Below are 21,322 nucleotides of genomic sequence, written 5' to 3'. Positions count from 1 at the left end.
GGCCTACAACGTCGGCCTGTCGAACCGCCGCTCGCGGACCGTGGCTGACGCTCTCGTCGGTCAAGGCGTCAACGGCGGCGTGATCTCGCTGGACGGCAAGGGCGAAACCGCCCTGGCCCGCGCCACCGCCGACGGTGTGCGTGAGCCGCTCAACCGTCGCGCCACCATCGACATCAACTTCTAGGGTTGATGTCTAACCCGGTCCTCGGCCTCAAGCAGGCCGAAGGCCGGTAGGCCAAAAGTACAGAGCCGCCGGTCCCGAAAGGGGCCGGCGGTTTTGCTTGCGGGGCTGGACTGGCCAAGCGCGGGTCCGGCCGCTATCTCCGGCCGACCGTTAAAAGGAACTGGCTCGCATGCGCGTGGCAATGATTGGAACCGGCTATGTCGGGCTGGTGTCGGGGGCCTGTTTCGCGGACTTCGGCCATGAGGTCGTCTGCGTCGACAAAGACCCGTCCAAGATCGAGCGGCTGGAGCGGGGCGAAATCCCGATCTTCGAGCCGGGGCTGGACGATCTGGTCGCCTCGAACGTCAAGGCCGGCCGTCTGGCCTTCGCGCTCGACGGTGCCCAAGCGATCCGCGCGGCAGACGCCGTCTTTATCGCCGTGGGCACGCCGTCGCGGCGCGGCGACGGCCACGCCGACCTGTCCTATGTCCATGCCGCCGCCGAAGAGATCGCCGGGCTGATCGAGGGCTTCACCGTCATCGTCACCAAGTCGACGGTGCCGGTCGGCACGGGCGACGAGATCGAGCTCATCATCCGCGAGAAACGCCCCGACGCTGACTTCGCCGTGGTCTCCAACCCGGAGTTCCTGCGCGAAGGTGCCGCCATCGAGGACTTCAAACGCCCGGACCGCATCGTGGTGGGGACCGAGGACAAGCGCGCCCAAGCGGTGATGCGGGAGATCTATCGCCCCCTGAACCTCAACGAGACGCCGATTCTGTTCACCGGACGGCGCACCTCGGAACTGATCAAATACGCGGCCAACGCCTTCCTGGCGATGAAGATCACCTTCATCAACGAGATGGCCGACCTGTGCGAGGTCGTGGGCGCCGACGTGCAGCAGGTCGCGCGCGGCATCGGCCTGGACAAGCGGATCGGCGGGAAATTCCTGCACGCCGGGCCTGGCTACGGCGGCTCCTGCTTCCCCAAGGACACCCTGGCCCTGGTGCGGACGGCGACCGACGCGGGCTCGCCCGTGCGATTGGTCGAGACCACGGTCGCGGTAAATGATGCGCGCAAGAAGGCCATGGCCGAGCGCGTCACCAAGGCGCTGGATGGCGACCTGGCCGGCAAGACGGTCGCCCTGCTGGGGCTGACGTTCAAGCCCAATACCGACGACATGCGTGACGCGCCCTCGCTGGACGTGGCCCCGGCCCTGATCGCCTTGGGCGCCAAGGTGCAGGCCTTCGATCCCGAGGGCATGGACGAGGCCGCGAAACTGCTGGACGGGGTGGCATTCAAGACCGGGCCCTATGAGGCGGTCACGGGTGCCGATGTGGTGGTGATCCTGACGGAATGGGACCAGTTCCGGGCGCTGGACCTGGACCGGGTCAAGCTGCTGATGCACCATCCGGTGATGGTCGATCTGAGGAACGTATATCGGCCAGATGACATGCGGGCGCGCGGCTTCCGCTACACCTCGATCGGCCGGCGCTAAACCTGACCGATTGAGGAGGAATCGCTTCGCGATTCCGCTGATGCCGTGAATCAGGCTCCAGCATGATCCGGGAGCGAAATCTGAGCGTTGATGGACTGCGTCCATCAAGACCGATTTCGCTCTAACGCAAGGCGGCGCGCGCCAGCGGCGTTTCGGCGGCGTTTCAGCGGCGCGGGCCTGAGCATCGGCCTGGGGCAGCACGGCGCGGCCAAGACCGATCACCAGGGTCGCCGTCAGGACGGCCGTCCACGGCCAATGCCCCCAGCCTGATCCCGTCGGTGAATTCATGGTCCGAACGCACGTGTCTCTTTCCCGCTTCGACAGCCATCTATCGAGCACCGGCGTCGCGCCTGCGCAAGCGACGGAACGGTGTCTGGCGACGAAAAAGGGCAGAGCGTCGCGCCCCTGCCCTTCACTGTCGTTTGCGCCGGTGCTTTTCGGGCGGCTTGAGCGCTGATCTAGCCGCGGAACGGACGGATCAGGATCTCGACGCGGCGGTTCTGGGCCTTGCCGTCCGCCGTGCCGTTGGAGGCGACCGGGGCGCTTTCGCCCTTGCCGTCCACATATATCCGGTCGGCCAGAAGATTGCGGCTGACCATATACTGGGCGACTGACGACGCCCGCTGACGCGAGAGGTTAAGGTTGAAGTCATCGGCACCGTCCGAGTCGGCGTGGCCGATGATGTCGACAGTCGACTGGTCATAACGGTTCAGGACCGCCGCCACATCGTCCAGCGTCGCATAGAACCGGTTGTCGATCGTCGACTGGGCCGTGGCGAAGGTGACGTCCGAAGGCATGCGCAGGACCAGATTGTCACCCTGACGGGCCACGCCGACGCCGGTGCCGGACAGTTCAGCCTCCAGTTCGCGTTGCTGACGATCCATATATTGACCGACGGCAGCGCCGCCCAGCGCGCCGATGCCCGCGCCGATGAGCGCGTTCTTGCGCCCCTGTTCGGAGTTGGAGGTGTTGGTCAGATAGCCCAGGACCGCGCCGCCGATGGCGCCGGCGATGACGCCCGTGCCGGTGTTGTTGCGACCCGGCATGGAACTGTAGGGATCGGTCGTCGTGCAGGCACCGAGCAGGGCCGCGACGCTGACGCCGACGAGAATGAGTTTGCCGCGCATGATGGTTGTCCTTCCAAATCGGATATGGCGTTTGAACGCGGCCTTATGGTCAAGGTTCCAGCCTGAACCCCAGATGAAAAAACCGCGCGAGGTCCGTCACGGATCGCGCCCTCGCTTTGCCAAGTTCGGGTGTCAGGGCGTATGGAGACGCCCTCATGCATTCGAGAGTCTTCCATGGCTGACAGCCTGACGTCCCCACCCGCCGACCGCGCCATCGAACCCGTGTCGATGACCCTGTACGACACCGACTTCCAGGCCTTCGCCGACAAGCTGGGCGCGTCGTTCAAACGTTACGGCTTCGCGGTGGTCGCTGACCACGGGCTGGATGACGCCGTCATCAAGGCAGCCATCGACGATGCCAAGGCCTTTTTCGCCCTGCCGGAAGAGACGAAGCGCCAGTATCACCATGCTGGCACCGGCGGCGCGCGCGGGCTGACCCCGTTTGGCGTCGAAGCGGCCAAGGGCGCGGCGGCCGTCGATCTGAAGGAGTTCTGGCACGTTGGCCGGGAACTGCCCGAAGGCCATCCCTATCGCCATTATATGCGCGACAACGTCTGGCCGACCGAGGTCGAGGGCTTCCGCCGCAACCTGTACGGCATGTTCGCGGCCATGGACGAACTGGGGGCGAAGATCCTGCGCGCCATCGCCCGCTATCTGAAGCTGGGCGACGACTATTTCGAGGACAAGGTCCAACTGGGCAACAGCATCCTGCGGATGCTGCACTATCCGCCGGTCGCGGCCGGCGCGTCGGGCGTGCGCGCCGGGGCCCATGAGGACATCAATGTGATCACCCTGTTGCTCGGCGCCGAGGAGGCGGGCCTGCAGCTGAAGGACGCCGACGGCAAATGGCTGGACATCGCGCCGCCGCCAGGCGCGCTGGTGGTCAATATCGGCGACATGCTGCAACGGCTGACCAACCACGTCCTGCCGTCGACCAGCCACCGGGTGATCAATCCGGCACCGGAGCGGGCCAGCTTCGCCCGCTATTCGACGCCTTTCTTTCTGCACTTCAATCCCGACTTCGTGATCGAGACGCTTTCGAGCGCCGTCACGCCGGAAAATCCCGACCGCTACGTCGGCAAGTCGATCATGGCCGAGGACTTCCTGACCGAACGGCTGAAGGAAATCCGCTTGATCTGAGTATGGGCGGGCGCGGTCTCTACCGGGATATTCTCAACGGGGTGATGTCCCGGCCGATCGCGGCTAAGGCCTCGGACAATGCGGTCCCGCTCGCCGCGTTGTAATAGCCGGAGGAGGTCGAGGCGCAATCGCGGAGCAGGGTGTCGGACGCAGCTCCGACGGCGATCTGGAAGCCCACCGTATAGACCACGATCCCACGGGCCTTCATGGCGTCGCATAGCGCACGGCTCTGACCGAACGGTTCACCATTGTCCGGCGCGCATGCGTTGCTGACCGAGCTTGAGACACCGTAGCCGGTCGAGATCATCCCGTTTCATTGGGGGCGTTGAAAACTCGCCGTTGGTGATGATGATGACGGCGTTGGGCCTTTCTGCGGTGTTGTATGCATTTCCCGCGGTCGACGACCAGAGGGTGCCGAAGGTCGGCGACACCATGTACCAATCCCACGCGATGCCGATCTGGCCGGCGGTTAAGCCACTGGCCGCAAGGGCGTCGATGTTGGTCTTGATCGGCGCGGCCTTGAGGTCCAGCAGCTTCTGGCCCGCTATTGAGCCGGTGACGTCCAGGACCAGCGACACCTCGATGTTGCGCGACGATCGGTCGACCTCGAATAGGCTCCGACCGGCCGATAGTGGTCCATGAACTAGCCGTAGGGCCGCAGGAACAGGTTGGCGACGAGGGTCTTCACATTGACCTTGCCGTTGGCGACGGCCTTGTCGTCCGCCAGTACGAAGGTCGTGTTCGGCTGCAGCAGAGTGAGGTCGGGATAGGCCTTCAGATTGGCCCTCAGATTGGCCATGCCGACGCGCTGGATATCGACGCTGCTGGTGAAGGGCGAACGCGCGGCGGTCTGGGCGGCGTCGGATTCGCCCAGGCCGTAGCTGGCGTAACCGGCGGCGAGACCGAGGGCGCAAACGGCGGCGGCCGTCATCAGGGTTCGTTTCATGGTGTCGTCCTCGCGCGGTTCGCCCGCGTTGTTCGGGCGGTGGTGATGGGAGGAGAGACGTGACGTCAAGCGTGGCCGTCAGCCCAGAACGCAGGCCGCCAGGCCGTCGTTGCGCACCGTGCCCATCGCCGCCTGGACGCGGGAGGCGCGGCGGCGAACGTAGGGACCCGGCGAGACCGCGTCGTAACGGCGCGGCGACGGCAGGATGGCGGCCAGACGGGCGGCCTCGCGCGCCGTCAGGTTGCGGGCGCTCTTGCCGAACCAGTGCTGGGCGGCCGCCTCGGCACCATAGACGCCCGGCGCCCATTCGGCGACGTTCAGATAGACCTCCATTATCCGCCGCTTGCCCCAGGTCGCCTCAATCAGGACGGTGTAGCCGGCCTCCAGCCCCTTGCGTATCCAGTCCCGGCTGGGCCAGAGAAAGACGTTCTTGGCGGTCTGCTGGCTGATGGTAGAGCCGCCCCGGACCCGACCCCCGCGTTCATTGGCATTGAGGGCCTTCTCGATGGCCTTCATGTCGAAGCCGCGGTGGGCGCAGAAGGTCGAGTCCTCCGAAGCGATGACGGCCTGGACCAGCCGGGGCGAGATGTCGTCCAGCGACCGCCAGCGATAGTCTCGGCCTTCGCCTTCGATCAGCCGCGTGGTCATCAGCCAGGTGATGGGCGGCGGCACGAAGCGGTAGACGGCGACCCCGCCCATCGTCAGCAGGGCAAGCAGCGTCAGGACCGTCATGATCAGACGTCCGCGTCGTTTTCCGGTTTTCCCCGCCATAGACCGATGATCACCCCGCTTGGGTCCGTCGCGCAAGCGAATCAGACCTCGACCACGCCCGCCGCTCCGTCTTCGTCCGCCCAGGCGACGCGGGTGGCGTCGGCGCTCATGGCCAAGGCGCTGATCGCCGGGCCCTTCTCGGCCTTGAGGAAGTTCAGCCCCTGCCCGGCCGGATCGGCCAGCCACACCCGGCCGTCGTTCAGGCCGGCGGCCATAACGCCGTGTTTGGGCCGCGAGGCGACGAGAGCGACCAGACTGCCCTCGTCGTAGCCGATCTCAGTCGCCTCGCGTCCCATCGGACCGTTGACACCGATGAAGGGCCACAGCACCGCGCCTTGCGCGCCCGAGGTGGCCAGCAGCTGGCCGTTGGAGAGGAAACTCATCGACCGGACCTTGGACGGATAGCCCCCCATCCGCATGTTCCTGGCGTCCTTCAAACGCCAGCCGTGCAGCTCGGCGTCCTGCATGGTGGTGACGACGAAGGCCCCGTCGGGCGAGAAGGTCACGCCGGTGTGCGAGCCGGCCCATTTCAGCAGGGTCGGCTTCTGCTGTGCGATGCGGGCGAACCACAGGGCCGCGCCGCCATAGGTCGAGGTCGCGATGCGCCGACCCTTGGGCTCGAAAGCGACGCCCGAGACGGTGCGCTCGTGCTGGAAATCGCGGCGGAAGCCGGCGTCCCTGGCGTCGATGACGGACAGGGTCTTGCCGGCCGAGAAGCCGATCAGGCCGCTTTCGGCCGAGGCGTCAACGGCGTCGATCCACTGGCCCTTGGCGGTGGCCAGCACGCCCGCTTCGCCGCGCCGGTGCCAGATCACCCGGCCGTCGTCGCCGCCGGTGACCACGCCGTCGCCGGAGGGATGGACGGCGGCGCACAGGATCGCGCCATCATGGGCGGCGCTGAACTCGCCGCCCTCGAACCGGACCGAGCCGTCGCCCAGGGCGAAGAGCGCGCCGGTGTCGTCGAACAGGGCGGCGGTGATCTGGGCGTCGAAGGTGAAAAATGGGGTCAAATCATTGACCCGCTCATTCCCGCGAAAGCGGGGACCCGGTTCTTTGGGCGATCGGTATCACCGAGTCCGCGTCGGGATCGATCCCTGCCGCCGTGCCTCACGAAAGCACTGGGTCCCCGCTTTCGCGGGGATGAGCGGAGAGAGGGTGTCACGCGGCGCAGGCCTCGAACCCGGCGCGCAACGCCGCCTCGTCGAGGTCGCAGCCGATGAAGACGGCGCGGGACCAGCGGCGCTCGTTGACGCCCCAAGGTTTCTGCAGGTCGCCTTCCAGGATCATGTGCACGGCCTGGAAGACCAGGCGACGGTCCTCGCCGCTGACGTCGATAATGCCCTTGGCGCGCAGGATGTTCTGGCCTTGCTCGCCCAGCAGACGGTCCAGCCAGGCGGTGAATTTTGTCCCGTCCATCGGCCGCTCCAGCGACAGGGAAATGCCCTTGATGTCGTCATCGTGCGCATGACCGCGCGCACCATGGGCGTGATCGTGGTCGTGGTCGTGGTCAGCATGATCGTCGTCGTCATGGTCGTGGCCGCAGTGCTCGTCATGGACGTGACCGGCCTCGCCGTGGGCGGGTTTGGCGAACTCGGGATTAATGTCGAGGATGCGACCGAGATCGAAGCCGCCCAGACCCAGCACCTGATCCAGCGGGACATTGGCGCGTTCGGCGCGGGTGATGGGGGCCAGCGGGTTGAGCTTGCGCAGGCGCGCCTCGACGGCGACCAGTTCCGCTTCCGACACCAGATCGACCTTGTTGAGGATGATCCGGTCGGCGAAGGCCACCTGCTCGCGCGCCTCCTTCGAATCGTCGAGCCGCGCCATGACATGTTTCGCATCGACGAGCGTCGTCACGCTATCCAGCTGGGTCTTGGCCTTGACGTCCTCGTCGACGAAGAAGGTCTGCGCTACGGGGCCGGGATCGGCCAGGCCGGTAGTCTCGACGATGATGGCGTCGAAGGCGGGCTTACCCCCCTCTTTTAAAGAATTGGGGCGTTGGCGCTTCATCAGGCCGGCGATGACGCGGATCAGGTCGCCGCGCACGGTGCAGCAGACGCAGCCGTTGTTCATCTCGAACACATCCTCGTCGGCGCCGACGACCAGGTCGTTGTCGATGCCGATCTCGCCGAACTCGTTGACGATGACGGCGTAGCGCTTGCCGTGGTCCTCGGTGAGGATGCGGTTCAGCAGGGTGGTCTTGCCGGCACCGAGATAGCCGGTGAGGACGGTGACGGGGATTTTGCCGGAAGCTGTGTCGGTCATGGCGCTCATCTAGGGGCGGCAGGGGCCGGATGCCAGTGATCAGCAATCCGGGCAGTCGGGCAGCGGGTCGGCCTCGAGCTGCAAGGTCGTGTGGCCGATCCTGAAGCGACTGCGGGCCAAGCCCTGCGCCTCCGCCAGAAGGGCCGAGGCGTCGGCGCGGTCGTGGCACAGGTGGGCGGTGAGGGCCGTCTGGGTCGTCGACAGGCCCCAGACATGCAGGTCATGCACCGCGCTGACGCCGGGCAGGTCGAGGAAGGCGGCGCGGATGGCTTCGACGTCGGTCCCGCGCGGGGCGGCGTCCAGCGCCAGATTGACCGAGTCCTTCAGCAAACCCCAGGTGCCCAGCAGGATCACCACGACGATCGCGATGCTGACCAGCGGGTCGAGGATTGACCAGCCGGTCATCCAGATGATCCCGCCCGCGATCACCACGCCGATCGAGACGAAGGCGTCAGCCATCATGTGCAGATAGGCCCCCCTGGCGTTCAGGTCGGAATGCTGGTCGCGCATGAACATCAGGGCGGTGCCCAGATTGATGACGAAGCCGATGCCCGCCACCACCATGACGATGCCGGATTCGACCGGCGCCGGATCGGCGAGGCGGCGCGCGGCCTCGAAGGCGATGGCCCCGCAGGCGAAGATGAGCAACAGGGCATTGGCCAGTGCCGCCAGAACGGTGGCCTTGCCGTAGCCGTAGGTCTTTTGCGAACTCCCGGCACGCCGCGCCAACCACGCCGCGCCGCCGGCCATGGCCAGGCCCAGCACATCGGACAGATTGTGCCCGGCGTCCGCGAGAAGGGCGGTCGATCCGCTCCACAAGCCGGCGAAGACCTCGCAGACTACGAAGGCCAGGTTGACGATCAGGCCGACGCCATAGCGCCAGTCTCCGGTATCGACCGGGCCGTGATGGTGATGGCCGTGCGCATGCGAATGGCCGTGAGCGTCATGATCATGGCCGTGGTCGGCATGGGGGTGCGGGTGGCCGTGGTAGTGCGCCATTCGCTAACCTTAGTGCCGGTAGACCACGACGAGAAGACCGACGGCGATCAGGGCCAGGCCAAGCACCGCGCCCTCGTAGCGCGCCCAGCGCTCAAGCCCGAGGACCGAATAGCCCGCGCGCGCCATGACGGTGAAGACGGCCATGCCCAGCACCGTGCCGATCGCGAAGGCGAGCGTCAGAAGCGACAGCACGATGAGGCCGCCTGTGGCCTGGCTCAGATAAAAGGGCAGCAGCACCTCGCCTGGCGAGACGGCCAGCATGGCGATCAGCCCCCAGAAGGCAGCGGCATGGGACATCGTGGGCCCAGCCATGTCGATCCGGGGTCCGCTGGCCGGCTTAGGCCCGCGCACCACGGCGCGGAACAGATAGAAGGCGCCGAGCAGGAACAGCAGGGCCGCCGAGAGATGCGGCAGCAGGCCCGATACCCGGTTGTCCAGAGCCAGCCCCGCCGCGACGATCAGGGATCCGGCCAGGGCGGTGACGGTGATGTGCGCCAGCCCCGCCGCCGTCACGGTCCCGAGAGTCCGGGCCAGGCTCCAGCGCTGCGCCCGCCCCACCAGCACGAACGGCAGCCAGTGCGTCGGCAGGGCCGCGTGCAGGAATGCCGTCACGAAGCCCGCGCCCAGCAGGGACAGCAGGATCGGTTGCTGGAGATCGATCGGCGACATGCCCGCCCCTTAACGTGTTACTTTGTAACAGTCGAGAGGATTGAATCCGCGCGCGAAACGATCGTCATGCCGCAGGGGCATCCTCGACGACGGTTCGGCATTATGAAGTCCTCCCTGACGTCATGAAGACGCGCCGGATGGGGTTTGCAAGCCGCGATCCTTCGGCGTCGCGTCCCGTGCAATTCGCTGGAATAGCGGCTTTTCCGGCCCGTCGGCGTTGACTCGGAAGGCCCCTTCCGTCTATGTCGCCGCTCTTCGCCCGAGGGGGTCCCCCGTCGGGCTTATTCTTTTTGCGTTTCGCTGAGGCTTCAACATGTACGCGGTGATCAAGACCGGCGGCAAACAGTACCGGGTTCAGCCGGGCGACGTCATCGTGGTCGAGAAGCTCGACGGCGATGTCGGTTCGAATATTTCGTTCGGCGACGTCCTGATGCTTGGCGGCGACAAGGGCGTGACGCTGGGCGCTCCCCTGATCGCCGGCGCTGCCGTCGCCGCGACCCTGGTCGAGACCCGCAAGGGCGAGAAGATCAAGATATTCAAGAAGACCCGCCGTCAGGGCTATCGCCGCACCAACGGCCATCGCCAGATGGAATCGGTCCTGCGCATCACCGGTATCGACGGCGCCGGCGAGAAGGCCAAGTGGGACGGCGAGACCTCGCTGATGACCAAGGCCGAGATGAACCTGCGCGCCCGTGGCCTGGCACCGCGCGCGGCCGAGGTCGAAGCCAAGCCGGCCAAGGCCCCCAAGGCCGCCGCACCGAAGGCCGAAGCCAAGCCGGCCAAGGCCCCCAAGGCCGCCGCACCGAAGGCCGAAGCCAAGCCGGCCAAGGCCCCTAAGGCGGCCGCCCCGAAGGCCGAAGCCTCCACCGACAAGCCGGCGGCCGCCAAGAAGGCTCCGGCCAAAAAGACCGCGCCCAAGACCAAAACCGCCCCTTCGTCCGACGAAGCGTAAGAACAGAGACGAGTTAGGACAGCCCCATGGCTCACAAGAAATCCGGTGGTTCGTCGCGTAACGGTCGCGACTCCGAGTCGAAGCGCCTCGGCGTGAAGAAGTTCGGCGGCGAGCGCGTGCTGGCCGGCAACATCCTGGTGCGTCAGCGCGGCACCACCTTCCACCCGGGCAATAACGTCGGCCTGGGCCGCGATCACACCCTGTTCGCGACCTCGCACGGCTCGGTGAAATTCACCAAGAAGGCGAATGGCCGTTGTTACGTATCCATTCTTCCGGCCAACGACACCATGCCGATGGCCGCCGAGTAAACGCGAACGGATCACATCCGGATCGCGCAAGGCTCAAGAGCCGCGATCCGGACCAAGGGAAAGTTTTCCGCGGGGAGTCTGGATCACCAGGCTCCCCGTTTGCGTTTCCCCGCCTCGAAGCCGTCCGAGCCCTCCAAGGAGGCGGCGCGAACCGAACGAGGCCGCGTGATGTGCGTGATCGAACCCTCTCCCGTCATCGAGACGCGGCGCCTGGTCCTGCGCGCGCCCGGTCCGCACGACGCCGGCCGTCTGGTCGCTCTGGCCAATGACGCCAACATCGCGCGGATGACCCTGCGCATGCCGCATCCCTTCTCCATCGACGACGCGGAGGCCTTCGTCGTCCAGGTGGCCGGACAGAATCCGGCGCGGGCGCAGACCTTCCTGATCGAGCATGAGGACCACGGGCCGGTCGGGGTCATGGGGTTGTTCGAGGACAAGGATCCCGCGCCGGAGGTCGGTTACTGGATCGGACGCCCGTTCTGGGGTCGCGGCTATGCTACCGAGGCGCTGGAAGGTGCCCAGGTCTGGGCGTCGAAGCGTTGGAAACGCCGCGCCCTGATGGCCGGCCATTTCGCCGACAATCCGGCGTCGGGCCGCGTGCTCGAGAAGGCGGGCTTCCTCTACACCGGCGAAGTCCGCAAGGGCTTCAGCCGGGCGCGCGACGCCGATGCGCAGACGCGGCGGATGGTGTGGCTGGCTTGATGCCTTTGGGCGCGCTATCGCTCGCGACGCGGTCGCTCTCTGCTTGAGCGCTTATGATTTGAGCGCGCTAACGCTCGCGACGCGGTCGCTCGCTGCTTGAGCGCTTATGGTTTGGGCACGCTAACGCTCGCGACGCGGTCGCTCTCTTCTTGAGCGCTGATGATTTGGGCGCGTCAGGCCGAGTCGGGTCGGGAGGTCCCGAAGGGCCGACGATCGCGGCCTAACCAAAAAGCGTCGGACCGAACACCGCGGCCATGGCGATGGCTCCGCCGGCGACGGCGACCACGGCACCGGCGATGAAAGCCGCCCATGTGCGGGCCGCGCGCTTGCGGCGCAGGCCGCTGGTCCTGACTGACCGCATGATGACGAAGGGCTTGGGTCCGAAGACTTCAGAACCAGAGATATTGTGCTGGGACATGGACGCGCTCCCCTCATGCCAACGCCCGGACAGGCGAGGAAAGGAGGGAAGCCGGGCGGTCGCGGCGAAACAATGGCGAACGCCGCTCACCCACCATTCCGTGATCGGACCGTCTCATTATTGACGGCGGCGGACGTCCCTAGCCGCAGAATATCAAACGGCCAGTGTAGGCACGGGAGTAGCCGCTGCGCGGATCATGGGAGCGGTAGGCGGCGCGGCAACAGTCGGTGCGACTACCGGCGTAGCCGCTGCCGTAGCTGCGGTGGCCGCCGCCCGGATAAACGTGGTCGGGCCGGCCATAGGCGCCGTTCCAGGTCGTGGAGCCCCGGGCCATGGCCCCAAGCCGAGCCATGGCGGCTATAGCCGGAAGAATAGCCGTAGGGGCCTTGGCCATAGCCTTGGCGACCGTAGCCGAAGCCGTAGCCGTCCCGGCCGTAGCCAGCGAGCGCCCGGTCGTCCTGTTGGGCCTGCGGACTTGCGCGCTGGCGCTGGTCGCGCCATCCGGTGCCGTAGTCGTCGCGATTGGCGTCCCGGAATTGGTCGCGGCGGTAATCACCGGGACGTTCCAGTTGGCCGCCCGGTCAAAATTCTAAGGGACGGCGTTGGAGCGGCGGGCGCGGCCACTAGGCCGGCGGCGAGAACGAGGGCGACGAGGCGCATGGCGGTTTCTACGAAACGGCCAGATGCGCGGCCTCAAAGACAGGCGGAAGGCGGGCTTACAATGTGACCGACGCGCGGCCTCCACGGGTAGAGACGTTGCGCATCAGAACGACGCGGTCGCCACCGGCGCTGACCGGCGTGATGACGAACCAGTTGCCGTCGGGCAGGCCCGTGAACTCGAACCGCCCATCCCGACACTGAGTCGAGCGGACGTAGGAACGATAATCGGCGTTGGGGTCCGCCACAGTGCGCGCGCGGACTATGGCCTCGGGAATGGCGGCGCGGTTGGTCGAGCCGTACAGGGCCTGGAAGCGAGCCCGAGTGTAGGGCGTGTCCGGCGTCAGGGCCACCGTGCTGTTGCAGGCGAAGGCCTGGCCGTTGCGGCGAAAGTCGACCCGACCGTCGATCGAGGCGCGGCCCGCGCGCGTGGACCAGTCGAAATCCGCAGCGTTGAAGGCCGAGGGCGACGATCGGGAGCCATAGCCAGGTCCGAACCCGTCCATGGGCACGGTCTCACACGCGGCCAGGGCGGCGCCGACGGCGGCGATGGTGATCAGATGGCGGGCGCGGAACATCTGGGCTCTCTCCTCAAGGCGCGGGTCGAACGACTGGATGAAACGATCAACGCCGCGAAAAGGTCAAGGTTGCGAGGTGTTGGGCGGTGGTCCACAAGCGCCCGACAACCCGGCGCAGACCGGGGTATAGGGACGCTTCATGACAGTCACATTTGACGAGATTCTGGCGGCTCGGGACCGCATCGCCGGCCAGGTCGACCGGACCCCGGTACGCCATTCGCGCCGCCTCTCTCAGCTGACCGGAGCCGAGGTCTGGGTCAAGTTCGACAATCTGCATTTCACCGGCAGCTTCAAGGAGCGTGGGGCGCTGAACCGGCTGCTACAGTTGACGCCGGAAGAACGTCGGCGCGGCGTGGTCGCGGCCAGCGCGGGCAACCACGCCCAGGCCCTGGCCTATCACGGCGCCCGGCTGGGCGTGCCGGTGACCATCGTCATGCCGGAGGGCACCCCTTTCACCAAGGCGGACGGCACCCGGGCGCATGGCGCGACGGTTGTTATCAAAGGCCTCGATTTCACCGGCTCGACCGAGGAGGCGCACCGGCTGCGGGACGAGGAAGGCTTCGTCTTCATCTCCGCCTTCGACGATGAGGGTATCGTCGCCGGCCAAGGCGTCTGCGCGGTGGAATTTCTGGAGGACGCGCCTGAGCTCGAGGCCCTGATCATACCCATCGGCGGCGGCGGGCTGATCGCAGGCTGTTCGGTCGCGGCCAAGGCGATAAAGCCGGACATCCGCATCTTCGGCGTCGAGGCGGCCATGTATCCCTCGTTCAGCGCGAGGCGCCGGGGCGAGACCCCCGAATGCGGCGGCCAGACCATCGCCGAGGGCATCGCCATCAAGGCCGTGGGCGACATCCCCTTCGCCATTGCCGATCCGCTGGTCGAGGACGTTCTGATCTGCGAGGAGGCGCACTTTGAGACTGCCGTGGCCTACTATGCCACCCTGGAGAAGACCGTCGCCGAGGGCGCAGGCGCGGGTGGACTAGCGGCGCTTCTGGCGGATCCGGACCGGTTCAAGGGGATGAGGGTCGGGCTGGTGCTGTGCGGCGGCAACATCGACGCACGGATGCTGGCCGTAGTGCTGAACCGCGAGCTGGTGCGCGAGAAGAAGATGGTGGTCTATCGCATCCTGGGCGACGACCGGCCGGGCATGCTGTCCAAGATAAGCGCCGTGATCGGCGGTCTGGGCGGCAACATCATCGACGTGGTGCACAACCGGCTGGCGCTGGACGTGCCGGCCAAGGGCGCGGAGTTCGACATCATGGTCGAGACCCGCGGCGAGGCTCACGCCAAAGAGATCAGACACGGACTGGAAGAGGCTGGATATGCGTTACGGATGGGCTAGGGCTGCGCACGCCCCGATCTTGGCATTGGCGTTGGCCGCCTGCGGCGACAGGACCGGCGCGCCCGACGAAGCGGCGGCGGAGAATCTGCGCGCGGCGGAGTTCTTCCTGGCCTCCAACGCCAGGGCCAAGGACGTAAGCGTGCTGCCGTCCGGCGTGCAGTACAAGGTTTTGACGTCCGGCCCCTCCGGCGGAGCTCGCCCCGACAGCAACGATCTGGTCCGCGTCGATTACGAAGGCTCGCTGACCGACGGGACGGTCTTCGACAGCTCGTTCGAGCGCGGCCAGCCAGCCGTGTTCACCACCGAAGACGGCATTCCCGGCCTGTCGGTCGTCGAGGGCTGGCGCGACGCCCTGCAGGCCATGCGGGTCGGCGACGAATGGATCGTCTATCTGCCGCCGTCCAAGGGCTATGGCGCAGAGGGCCAAGGCGAGATCCCGCCCAATTCCGTTCTGGTCTTCCGGTTGAAACTGCTGGACATGGACTCCATTCCGGGCGGCACGACCGCGACAGAAACCGCCAACGGCTAATCCAAGGCGGGCGGCCTGTGCAATCCCTCGTTAATCAACGCGGCGCAGGATTCGTCGGAACTTCACCGGAGCGGCGCGATGTCGACTATCCAGACCTCCAGCTATCGCCGTCAGCGCGACCATTTCGAGCCGCAGGATGCGGACCCGCAGGAACAGCGACGCCTGCGCGGCCTGTTGGAGCAGATCGATTACTCGGCCTTCGTCGCCAATCGCGAAGTGGTGGGCCATATGCTGCCAGGCCTGGACCCGGCCGTATTCCAGCGACTGGCGGTGCAGACGGCCACCGCGCGGGGAAAATGGGTCTCCGAAGCCCTGCGCCAGTGCGACTCCGGCGCGCCCTCGACGCCGGACCAGATCGCGCGCCTGACCTCGGCCCGGACCGCCTATGAAGAACTGGCCGAAGCTTATGAGGGTCTGCGTCGCATGGTCGAGCGCGGTTACCTGCCCGTGAAATCCGCTTAGACCACTTTTGCTTCAGGTCGAATCGACCTGAAGCAAAAGTGGTCCAGAATCATGCTGGAGCGAAATCGCGAAGCGATTCCGCCTCAACCGATCAGGTTTTAGTTTAGCGGCTGCGGTCGGGTCGTGATCGGCTCATCCAAATCAGCCTCTGGCCGTTCGGCCGCCGTCGGCGGTGGACCGACGGGCACCGGCACCGGTGCGGCGGTCTCGATCAGGGGTGCCGTGACGATGGCGCGCGCGGGCGGAGGCGCGGCGGACACCGTCGGCGAGACCGGGCGGGGCTGGGCCACCTGCGCGCGCGCGGCGGTGGCACCAGTCGTGGCTCCAGTCCGGGCGGCAGTTGGGGCCGGAGCCGGGGCGGCGCGGACGGGCGTGGACGTGGACGGGGAGGTGGACGGCGGCGTCGCAGCCACCGCCGCAGCCGGTTCAGAGGCGACGATCGTCGGCGCGGCGCGGGTCTCGACCGGGCCAGCGGGGTCTGTCGCTGATTTCCCCGCAGGGGCGGCCGGGGACGTCGCGGCGGGCGATCGGGCCAGCATCCATCCGCCGAAAGCGACGGCGGCGACCACGGCGACGGCGGCTCCGGCATAGAGGGGCATGCGCCCGACCGGTTTGCGCGGGGCCGAGGCGACCGCGAGCGTGGGACTGACCATGGGGGCGGCCGGTGCCAATGGCGCCGCGGCGGCTGGCGCAGGTCGAGCCGGAGGGTCGGTTTCCGGCTTCGGCGCGGCCGCGGGCAGCGGCTGGACAGTCATGTCGGACGGCGGGCGTTCGCCGGGCGGGACGGGCGCGGCACGCGGGATCATCGAGCCGGTGAAGATGCTGGTCCGGGGCACGGCCACGGGCGGAGAACGCGGCGGCTCGGGCAGGGGCGGCAGTCGCCCGCCCTTTGGCAGGGGTCCAGCGCGGAAGACGGTCTGCGGCGGTCGCCCCCAGACCGCCGGGCGGCGCACGAAGGGCTCGGAAGCCCCGTTCAGGGGTTTGTCGGATTCGTTGGACATGACACTCCCGCGCCCCATGGCGCGCTTCATCAACGCGAAGATGCGATCAGGATGCGCATCGATCTGGCCCGTTTCGTGACAAGTCAGGCCTTCAGCCGATAGCCGGTCCTGAAGATCCAGAACACTACGGCCAAGCAGATCAGCAGGAAGCCCAGCGTCGCCGCCAGGCTGACCCCGATGCCGACGTCGCCCGAGCCGTAGAAGGTCCAGCGGAAGCCCGAGATCAGATAGACCACCGGATTGAACAGGGTCACCGTCCGCCAGACCGGAGGCAGCATGTCGATCGAATAGAAGGAGCCGCCGAGGAAGGTCAGGGGCGTGACCACCAGCATGGGGATCATCTGCAGCTGCTCGAAGCCGTTGGCCCATATGCCGATGATGAAGCCGAACAGGCTGAAGGTCGTCGAGATCAGCACCAGGAAGGCCAGCATCTCGATCGGGTGCAGGATCTGCAAGGGTACGAAGAAGGCCGCCGTGGCCAGAATGATCAGACCCAGCACCGCCGACTTGGTCGCCGCGGCCCCGACGTAGGCGATGACGATCTCCAGAGGACTGACCGGCGCGGACAGAAGCTCGTAGATGGTGCCGGTGAATTTGGGGAAATAGATGCCGAAGGAGGCGTTGAAAATCGACTGGGTGAACAGGCTGAGCATGATCAAGCCCGGCACGATGAAGGCCCCGTAGGGCACGCCGTCGATCTCGGTCATCCGGCTGCCGATGGCCGACCCGAAGACCACGAAATACAGGGCGGTCGTGATCACCGGGGTGACGATGGACTGCCAGACGGTGCGCAGGGCGCGCGCCATCTCGAACTTGTAGATGGCCCAGACGCCGTGTCTGTTGAAGGTCATGCGGCGGCTCCCGTCTGCGAGTCGCGGTGGACAAGGCTGACGAAGATGTCTTCCAGCGAGCTCTGGCGGGTGTTCAGGTCCTTGAAGGCGATGCCCAGGTCGGACAGCTTGCGCAGCAGGGACGGCACGCCGGTCTTCTCGGCGTTGGAATCGAAGACGTATTCCAGCTCATTGCCCCCGGCCTTCAGCGTCGGGTTCCATTCGGCCAGTTCGGAGGGGATCGCGGCCAGTGGCTCCTGGAGATTCAGGGTCAGGGTCTTCTTGCCCCATTTCTTCATCAGGGCGGCCTTGCGCTCGACCAGGATCAGCTCGCCCTTGAGGATCACGCCCACGCGGTCGGCCATCTCCTCGGCCTCCTCGATGTAGTGTGTGGTCAGGATGATGGTGACGCCGCTCTCGCGCAACTGACGGACCAGGTTCCACATGTCGCGGCGCAGTTCGACGTCCACGCCCGCCGTCGGCTCGTCGAGGAACAGGATGTCGGGCTCGTGGCTGAGCGCCTTGGCGATCATCACACGGCGCTTCATGCCGCCGGACAGGGTCATGATCTTGTCGTTGCGCTTGTCCCAAAGACTGAGGTCGCGAAGCACCTTTTCGATGAAGCCCGGGTTCGGCGCCTTGCCGAACAGGCCGCGACTGAAGGTCACCGTGGCCAGAACCGTCTCGAAGGCGTCGGTGGACAGCTCCTGTGGAACCAGGCCGATCTTCTCGCGCGCCCGGCGATAGTCGGACTGGATGTCATGGCCGTCGGCGATCACCGTGCCCGAGGTCGGGCTGACGATGCCGCAGACGATGGAGATCAGCGTGGTCTTGCCCGCGCCATTAGGGCCGAGCAGAGCGAAGATCTCGCCCTTGTCGATGGTCAGATCCGTGGACTTGAGCGCCTGGAGGCCGGATTTGTAGGTCTTGGTCAGACCCTGAATCGAAATCACCGGCTGCATGCGCGCCCTCCATTGGCGAACGGCAGATATGCGTGCGAAGGCCGCACCTCAAGACCGTCCGCAGCCTGCGGAGCCATATACGGCGCCGCGAGTTACCGTCGCCGTGCCCAGCCCCTTTACTTCACTCCGATCCCGTCTGGCCCGCGCAGGCGACTTCGGGCGCCGCAAGTCTTCGGCTCTGCGCGGCTTACCGCCGCTGCATGACCTGCTCGAGCTGACGGCGCGCGTTGGATACGGCGCGCGAGGGTTCGTCTATCTGTCGGTCGGCCTGCTGACCCTGCTGGGCGCGGTGGACTTCGCGGGCGACGCGGTCAGCGCCAGAGGCGCCCTGGCCTGGCTGGCCGACACGCCGTTCGGCCGGCTGTGGATGATGGCCGTGGGCATCGGCCTGTGCGCCTTCGTCATGTGGCGTGTGCTGCAATCCGTGTTCGACGCCGATCATCAGGGAACGTCGCTAGAGGGGCTGAGCCAAAGGATGGCGCAGGCCTTCAGTGGCTCCAGCTATGCCATCCTCGCGTTCACGGCCTTCCATTTCATGGCCAGGAAGCCCGAGACGACCAAGGCCGCTGACGTCGAAGCCAGTCGCGAACGGGCCCAGACGGTCATGTCCCTGCCCTTGGGCGACGAAATTCTGATGGCGGCGGGCGCGGCCCTGTTCACCCTCGGCCTGGTCACCATCCGCCGCGCGTGGCATGAGGATTTCACGGAATACCTGGCCTGTTCGGCCAAGACCAGCCGCCGCGTCGCGCCTTTGGCGCGGGCCGGTTACGTCGCCCGCGGCCTGGCCTATCTGCCCCTCGCGATACTGATCATCCTGGCCGGGTGGAATTCGCGATCGTCGCAGGTCAGCAGCTTCGGCTCGGCGCTGGACGCGGTGGAGCGCCAGCCCGGTGGGGCGTGGGTGCTGGCGGCGGCCGCGTTGGGGTTCATGGCCTTCGGGGTGTTCTCTTTCATCGAGGCCCGGTTCCGCCGCATCCGTCCGCCGCGCGACCTCAATCCGCTCTGAGCCGGGCGTCCGCACGGAACCGGAGCCGTATCTTGGGGATTGCCCTTCAGACGCCGGAACCACAGTTATGTCGACACGCCCGCTCATAGCCACGCTGTTCGCCTGCGCCGCTCTCGGCGCGTGCGTCACCGCACCCTCGGCCGACCAGGTGCGCGCGCCGCAGCCCGTGAAGACCGTGGACCTGGACAGGTTCTATTCCGGTCGCTGGCTGGAGATCGCGCGCCTGCCCCTGAGCCTGACCGACGGCTGCGTCGCCGGCGCCACCAACTATGTCGTCGTCAATCCGAAGCGGGTGGACGTGCGGGACACCTGCCAGGTGGACACACCCCAGGGCCGGGAAAAGGCGATCGGCGCGCGCGGCGAGATTCTGGACCCGGGAACCAACGCCAAGCTGCGCGCCCGCTATCTGGGCGGCTTGGTCACCTGGGACTATTGGGTGCTGGACCGCGCCGACGACTACAGCTGGTTCATCTCGGCGGACCTGACCTTCAACAAGCTCTGGATCTACACACGCGAGGTGCCCGATGCCGCCGCGCTGCAGGCCCTCGTCGCCCGTGCCTCTGCGCTGGGATACGATGTCAGCCGGCTTGAGTTTCCCGCGTTCTGACCTCTGATCGGAGACCGCCCATGTCCCGCCTGCCCTTGCTCGCCGTTTCCGCTCTGGTCTTGACGACGGCGGGGTGCGGAGGCAATGAGGCCCTCGACCCGTCGGCGGGCTTCGGGCCAAATCCGACCCTGCCCGCGCCCCAAGGGTCTCTGCTTCCCACGGTGAACATCGCCAAGGCCGTCGGCTGGCCCGAGGGACGCGCCCCGACGCCCGCGCCGGGATTCAGGGTACAGGCCTTCGCGTCGGGCCTGGACAATCCGCGCTGGCTGTATCGCCTTCCGAACGGCGACATTCTGGTCGCCGAAAGCAGTGCACCGCCCAAACCAGAAGGCAAGAAGGGCGGCATCCGGGGCTGGGTGATGGGGCTGGTCATGGACAGGGCGGGTTCAGCGGCTCCCAGCGCCAACCGAATCACCCTGCTGCGCGACGCCGACGGCGACGGCGTGGCCGAGACCAGGACGGCCTTTCTCGAGAACCTGACCTCGCCCTTCGGCATGGCGCTGGTCGGGGAGACTCTCTATGTCGCCAACGCTGACGCCGTGGTGGCGTTTCCCTATCAGGCTGGCCAGACCCGCATCGACGCGGCGGCGCGCAAGGTCGCGGACCTTCCCGCCGAGCGAAACCACCACTGGACCAAGAGCCTGGTCGCCAGCGCTGACGGATCGCGATTGTACGTCGGGGTCGGTTCGAACTCCAATGTCGGCGAGAACGGGATGGAGGAGGAAGAGGACCGAGCGGCGGTGCTGGAGATCGACCCGGCGACGGGGGCGCGGCGACTCTATGCGTCTGGCCTGCGCAATCCCGTGGGCATGGCCTGGCAGCCGGACAGCGGCAAGCTGTGGGTCGCCGTCAACGAACGCGATGAACTGGGCAATGATCTGGTGCCCGACTATATGACATCGGTCACGCCGGGCGGCTTCTATGGCTGGCCGTGGAGCTACTTCGGCCAGATAGTCGACACGAGGGTAGAGCCCGCCAATCCCGCCATGGTCGCCCGCGCCATCAAGCCCGACTATGCTCTAGGTTCACACACCGCCTCGCTGGGGCTGACCTTTGGCCAGGGGGACGCCTTCCCGGCGCGGTATCAGGGCGGAGCTTTCATCGGTCAGCGCGGATCGTGGAACCGCAAACCGCGCAATGGCTACCGGGTGATCTTCGTGCCCTTTTCGGGCGGAGTTCCAGCAGGGCCACCGGAAGACATCCTGACCGGGTTCATCAACGCCGAAGACCAGGCCATGGGCCGGCCGGTGGGCGTGCAGTTCGATCGGACCGGCGCGTTACTGGTCGCCGACGACGTCGGCAACGTCATTTGGCGCGTGTCGCCCGCCGCCTGACCGCGCAGGTAGCTGACTGACAAACCCCCGGCGAATCTCTTGGCCGGGGCTCAGAGACG

General features: G+C 66.8%; 27 protein-coding genes. 13 read left to right on the top strand and 14 right to left on the bottom strand.

Annotated elements, in window-relative coordinates; all coding sequences use genetic code 11:
• Positions 1-184: OmpA family protein (locus tag ACESMO_RS05860; RefSeq protein WP_372707234.1), on the top strand; the 184-nt coding region annotated here is incomplete at its 5' end.
• A 169-nt stretch (positions 185-353) separates the two neighbouring features.
• Positions 354-1,658 (top strand): UDP-glucose/GDP-mannose dehydrogenase family protein, encoded by a 1,305-nt coding sequence (locus ACESMO_RS05855; RefSeq protein WP_372707233.1) that lies wholly within the window; start codon positions 354-356, stop codon positions 1,656-1,658.
• Positions 1,659-2,116: 458 nt separating this feature from the next.
• On the opposite strand, the gene ACESMO_RS05850 is transcribed toward ACESMO_RS05855, so the two are convergent.
• Positions 2,117-2,785, bottom strand: a complete 669-nt coding sequence (locus ACESMO_RS05850; protein WP_372707232.1) for an OmpA family protein — start codon at positions 2,783-2,785, stop codon at positions 2,117-2,119.
• Positions 2,786-2,959: 174 nt separating this feature from the next.
• Here ACESMO_RS05850 and ACESMO_RS05845 point away from each other — a divergent pair, with 174 nt between their 5' ends.
• Positions 2,960-3,925 carry an isopenicillin N synthase family dioxygenase gene (locus ACESMO_RS05845; RefSeq protein ID WP_372707231.1) on the top strand — a complete coding sequence of 322 codons (966 nt, stop codon included), beginning with the start codon at positions 2,960-2,962 and terminating at the stop codon, positions 3,923-3,925.
• Positions 3,926-3,944: 19 nt separating this feature from the next.
• On the opposite strand, the gene ACESMO_RS05840 is transcribed toward ACESMO_RS05845, so the two are convergent.
• The 8 genes from ACESMO_RS05840 to ACESMO_RS05805 all read right to left on the bottom strand — a co-directional run bounded on the left by ACESMO_RS05840 (position 3,945) and on the right by ACESMO_RS05805 (position 9,575).
• Complete coding sequence (locus ACESMO_RS05840; RefSeq protein ID WP_372707230.1) at positions 3,945-4,133, bottom strand: hypothetical protein; 189 nt, start codon at positions 4,131-4,133, stop codon at positions 3,945-3,947.
• Between the two features lie 34 nt (positions 4,134-4,167).
• Positions 4,168-4,503 carry a hypothetical protein gene (locus tag ACESMO_RS05835; RefSeq protein WP_372707229.1) on the bottom strand — a complete coding sequence of 112 codons (336 nt, stop codon included), beginning with the start codon at positions 4,501-4,503 and terminating at the stop codon, positions 4,168-4,170.
• Between the two features lie 65 nt (positions 4,504-4,568).
• On the bottom strand, positions 4,569-4,871 hold the full coding sequence (locus ACESMO_RS05830; RefSeq protein ID WP_372707228.1) for a hypothetical protein: 303 nt from the start codon (positions 4,869-4,871) through the stop codon (positions 4,569-4,571).
• Between the two features lie 78 nt (positions 4,872-4,949).
• On the bottom strand, positions 4,950-5,642 hold the full coding sequence (gene mtgA / locus ACESMO_RS05825) for a monofunctional biosynthetic peptidoglycan transglycosylase (RefSeq protein WP_372707227.1): 693 nt from the start codon (positions 5,640-5,642) through the stop codon (positions 4,950-4,952).
• Positions 5,643-5,683: 41 nt separating this feature from the next.
• Positions 5,684-6,652, bottom strand: coding sequence for a WD40 repeat domain-containing protein (locus ACESMO_RS05820; RefSeq protein WP_372707226.1), 969 nt, complete (start codon positions 6,650-6,652; stop codon positions 5,684-5,686).
• Positions 6,653-6,800: 148 nt separating this feature from the next.
• Positions 6,801-7,907 (bottom strand): GTP-binding protein, encoded by a 1,107-nt coding sequence (locus ACESMO_RS05815; protein ID WP_372707225.1) that lies wholly within the window; start codon positions 7,905-7,907, stop codon positions 6,801-6,803.
• A gap of 39 nt (positions 7,908-7,946) precedes the next feature.
• The gene (locus ACESMO_RS05810) at positions 7,947-8,906 is read right to left on the bottom strand and encodes a cation diffusion facilitator family transporter (RefSeq protein ID WP_372707224.1); all 960 of its coding nucleotides are present in this window, start codon (positions 8,904-8,906) and stop codon (positions 7,947-7,949) included.
• Positions 8,907-8,915: 9 nt separating this feature from the next.
• Positions 8,916-9,575 carry a hypothetical protein gene (locus ACESMO_RS05805; protein ID WP_372707223.1) on the bottom strand — a complete coding sequence of 220 codons (660 nt, stop codon included), beginning with the start codon at positions 9,573-9,575 and terminating at the stop codon, positions 8,916-8,918.
• A 313-nt stretch (positions 9,576-9,888) separates the two neighbouring features.
• On the opposite strand from ACESMO_RS05805, the gene rplU reads away from it, so the two are divergent.
• The 3 genes from rplU to ACESMO_RS05790 all read left to right on the top strand — a co-directional run bounded on the left by rplU (position 9,889) and on the right by ACESMO_RS05790 (position 11,537).
• Positions 9,889-10,527, top strand: coding sequence for a 50S ribosomal protein L21 (gene rplU, locus ACESMO_RS05800; RefSeq protein WP_372707222.1), 639 nt, complete (start codon positions 9,889-9,891; stop codon positions 10,525-10,527).
• A 26-nt stretch (positions 10,528-10,553) separates the two neighbouring features.
• Positions 10,554-10,835 (top strand): 50S ribosomal protein L27, encoded by a 282-nt coding sequence (rpmA, locus tag ACESMO_RS05795; protein ID WP_372707221.1) that lies wholly within the window; start codon positions 10,554-10,556, stop codon positions 10,833-10,835.
• A 168-nt stretch (positions 10,836-11,003) separates the two neighbouring features.
• Positions 11,004-11,537: a GNAT family N-acetyltransferase gene (locus tag ACESMO_RS05790; protein ID WP_372707235.1), complete on the top strand. Its 534-nt coding sequence runs from the start codon at positions 11,004-11,006 to the stop codon at positions 11,535-11,537.
• A gap of 220 nt (positions 11,538-11,757) precedes the next feature.
• On the opposite strand, the gene ACESMO_RS05785 is transcribed toward ACESMO_RS05790, so the two are convergent.
• The gene (locus tag ACESMO_RS05785; RefSeq protein ID WP_372707220.1) at positions 11,758-11,955 is read right to left on the bottom strand and encodes a hypothetical protein; all 198 of its coding nucleotides are present in this window, start codon (positions 11,953-11,955) and stop codon (positions 11,758-11,760) included.
• A gap of 332 nt (positions 11,956-12,287) precedes the next feature.
• On the opposite strand from ACESMO_RS05785, the gene ACESMO_RS05780 reads away from it, so the two are divergent.
• Positions 12,288-12,548, top strand: coding sequence for a hypothetical protein (locus tag ACESMO_RS05780; RefSeq protein ID WP_372707219.1), 261 nt, complete (start codon positions 12,288-12,290; stop codon positions 12,546-12,548).
• A gap of 123 nt (positions 12,549-12,671) precedes the next feature.
• Here ACESMO_RS05780 and ACESMO_RS05775 read toward each other — a convergent pair whose 3' ends face one another.
• The gene (locus ACESMO_RS05775; protein ID WP_372707218.1) at positions 12,672-13,190 is read right to left on the bottom strand and encodes a hypothetical protein; all 519 of its coding nucleotides are present in this window, start codon (positions 13,188-13,190) and stop codon (positions 12,672-12,674) included.
• Positions 13,191-13,329: 139 nt separating this feature from the next.
• Here ACESMO_RS05775 and ACESMO_RS05770 point away from each other — a divergent pair, with 139 nt between their 5' ends.
• From ACESMO_RS05770 to ACESMO_RS05760, 3 genes are all read left to right on the top strand, one after another.
• Positions 13,330-14,532 (top strand): threonine ammonia-lyase, encoded by a 1,203-nt coding sequence (locus ACESMO_RS05770; RefSeq protein WP_372707217.1) that lies wholly within the window; start codon positions 13,330-13,332, stop codon positions 14,530-14,532.
• Positions 14,533-14,557: 25 nt separating this feature from the next.
• Entirely contained in the window at positions 14,558-15,061 is a 504-nt protein-coding gene (locus tag ACESMO_RS05765) for an FKBP-type peptidyl-prolyl cis-trans isomerase (RefSeq protein WP_372707216.1), read from the top strand.
• A gap of 78 nt (positions 15,062-15,139) precedes the next feature.
• Positions 15,140-15,523 carry a hypothetical protein gene (locus ACESMO_RS05760; protein ID WP_372707215.1) on the top strand — a complete coding sequence of 128 codons (384 nt, stop codon included), beginning with the start codon at positions 15,140-15,142 and terminating at the stop codon, positions 15,521-15,523.
• 98 nt (positions 15,524-15,621) lie between these two features.
• On the opposite strand, the gene ACESMO_RS05755 is transcribed toward ACESMO_RS05760, so the two are convergent.
• The 3 genes from ACESMO_RS05755 to ACESMO_RS05745 form a co-directional block, all read right to left on the bottom strand.
• On the bottom strand, positions 15,622-16,524 hold the full coding sequence (locus ACESMO_RS05755) for a hypothetical protein (RefSeq protein ID WP_372707214.1): 903 nt from the start codon (positions 16,522-16,524) through the stop codon (positions 15,622-15,624).
• A gap of 83 nt (positions 16,525-16,607) precedes the next feature.
• Entirely contained in the window at positions 16,608-17,375 is a 768-nt protein-coding gene (locus ACESMO_RS05750) for an ABC transporter permease (protein ID WP_372707213.1), read from the bottom strand.
• The gene (locus tag ACESMO_RS05745; protein WP_372707212.1) at positions 17,372-18,316 is read right to left on the bottom strand and encodes an ABC transporter ATP-binding protein; all 945 of its coding nucleotides are present in this window, start codon (positions 18,314-18,316) and stop codon (positions 17,372-17,374) included. The genes ACESMO_RS05750 and ACESMO_RS05745 overlap by 4 nt, the downstream gene beginning before the upstream one ends.
• Before the next feature lie 103 nt (positions 18,317-18,419).
• Between ACESMO_RS05745 and ACESMO_RS05740 the strand changes: the two genes are divergently transcribed.
• From ACESMO_RS05740 to ACESMO_RS05730, 3 genes are all read left to right on the top strand, one after another.
• A complete protein-coding gene (locus tag ACESMO_RS05740) occupies positions 18,420-19,322 on the top strand; it encodes a DUF1206 domain-containing protein (RefSeq protein WP_372707211.1) in 903 nt (300 codons plus the stop codon).
• 67 nt (positions 19,323-19,389) lie between these two features.
• A complete protein-coding gene (locus ACESMO_RS05735; RefSeq protein WP_372707210.1) occupies positions 19,390-19,929 on the top strand; it encodes a lipocalin family protein in 540 nt (179 codons plus the stop codon).
• Between the two features lie 20 nt (positions 19,930-19,949).
• On the top strand, positions 19,950-21,263 hold the full coding sequence (locus ACESMO_RS05730) for a sorbosone dehydrogenase family protein (protein ID WP_372707209.1): 1,314 nt from the start codon (positions 19,950-19,952) through the stop codon (positions 21,261-21,263).
• Positions 21,264-21,322 lie beyond the last annotated feature (59 nt).

The organism is Brevundimonas sp. (assembly GCF_041688735.1).
Taxonomy (GTDB): Bacteria; Pseudomonadota; Alphaproteobacteria; order Caulobacterales; family Caulobacteraceae; genus Brevundimonas.
The sequence above is the reverse complement of the archived record's forward strand: the minus strand, read 5'-3'. Positions and strand labels throughout refer to the sequence as shown.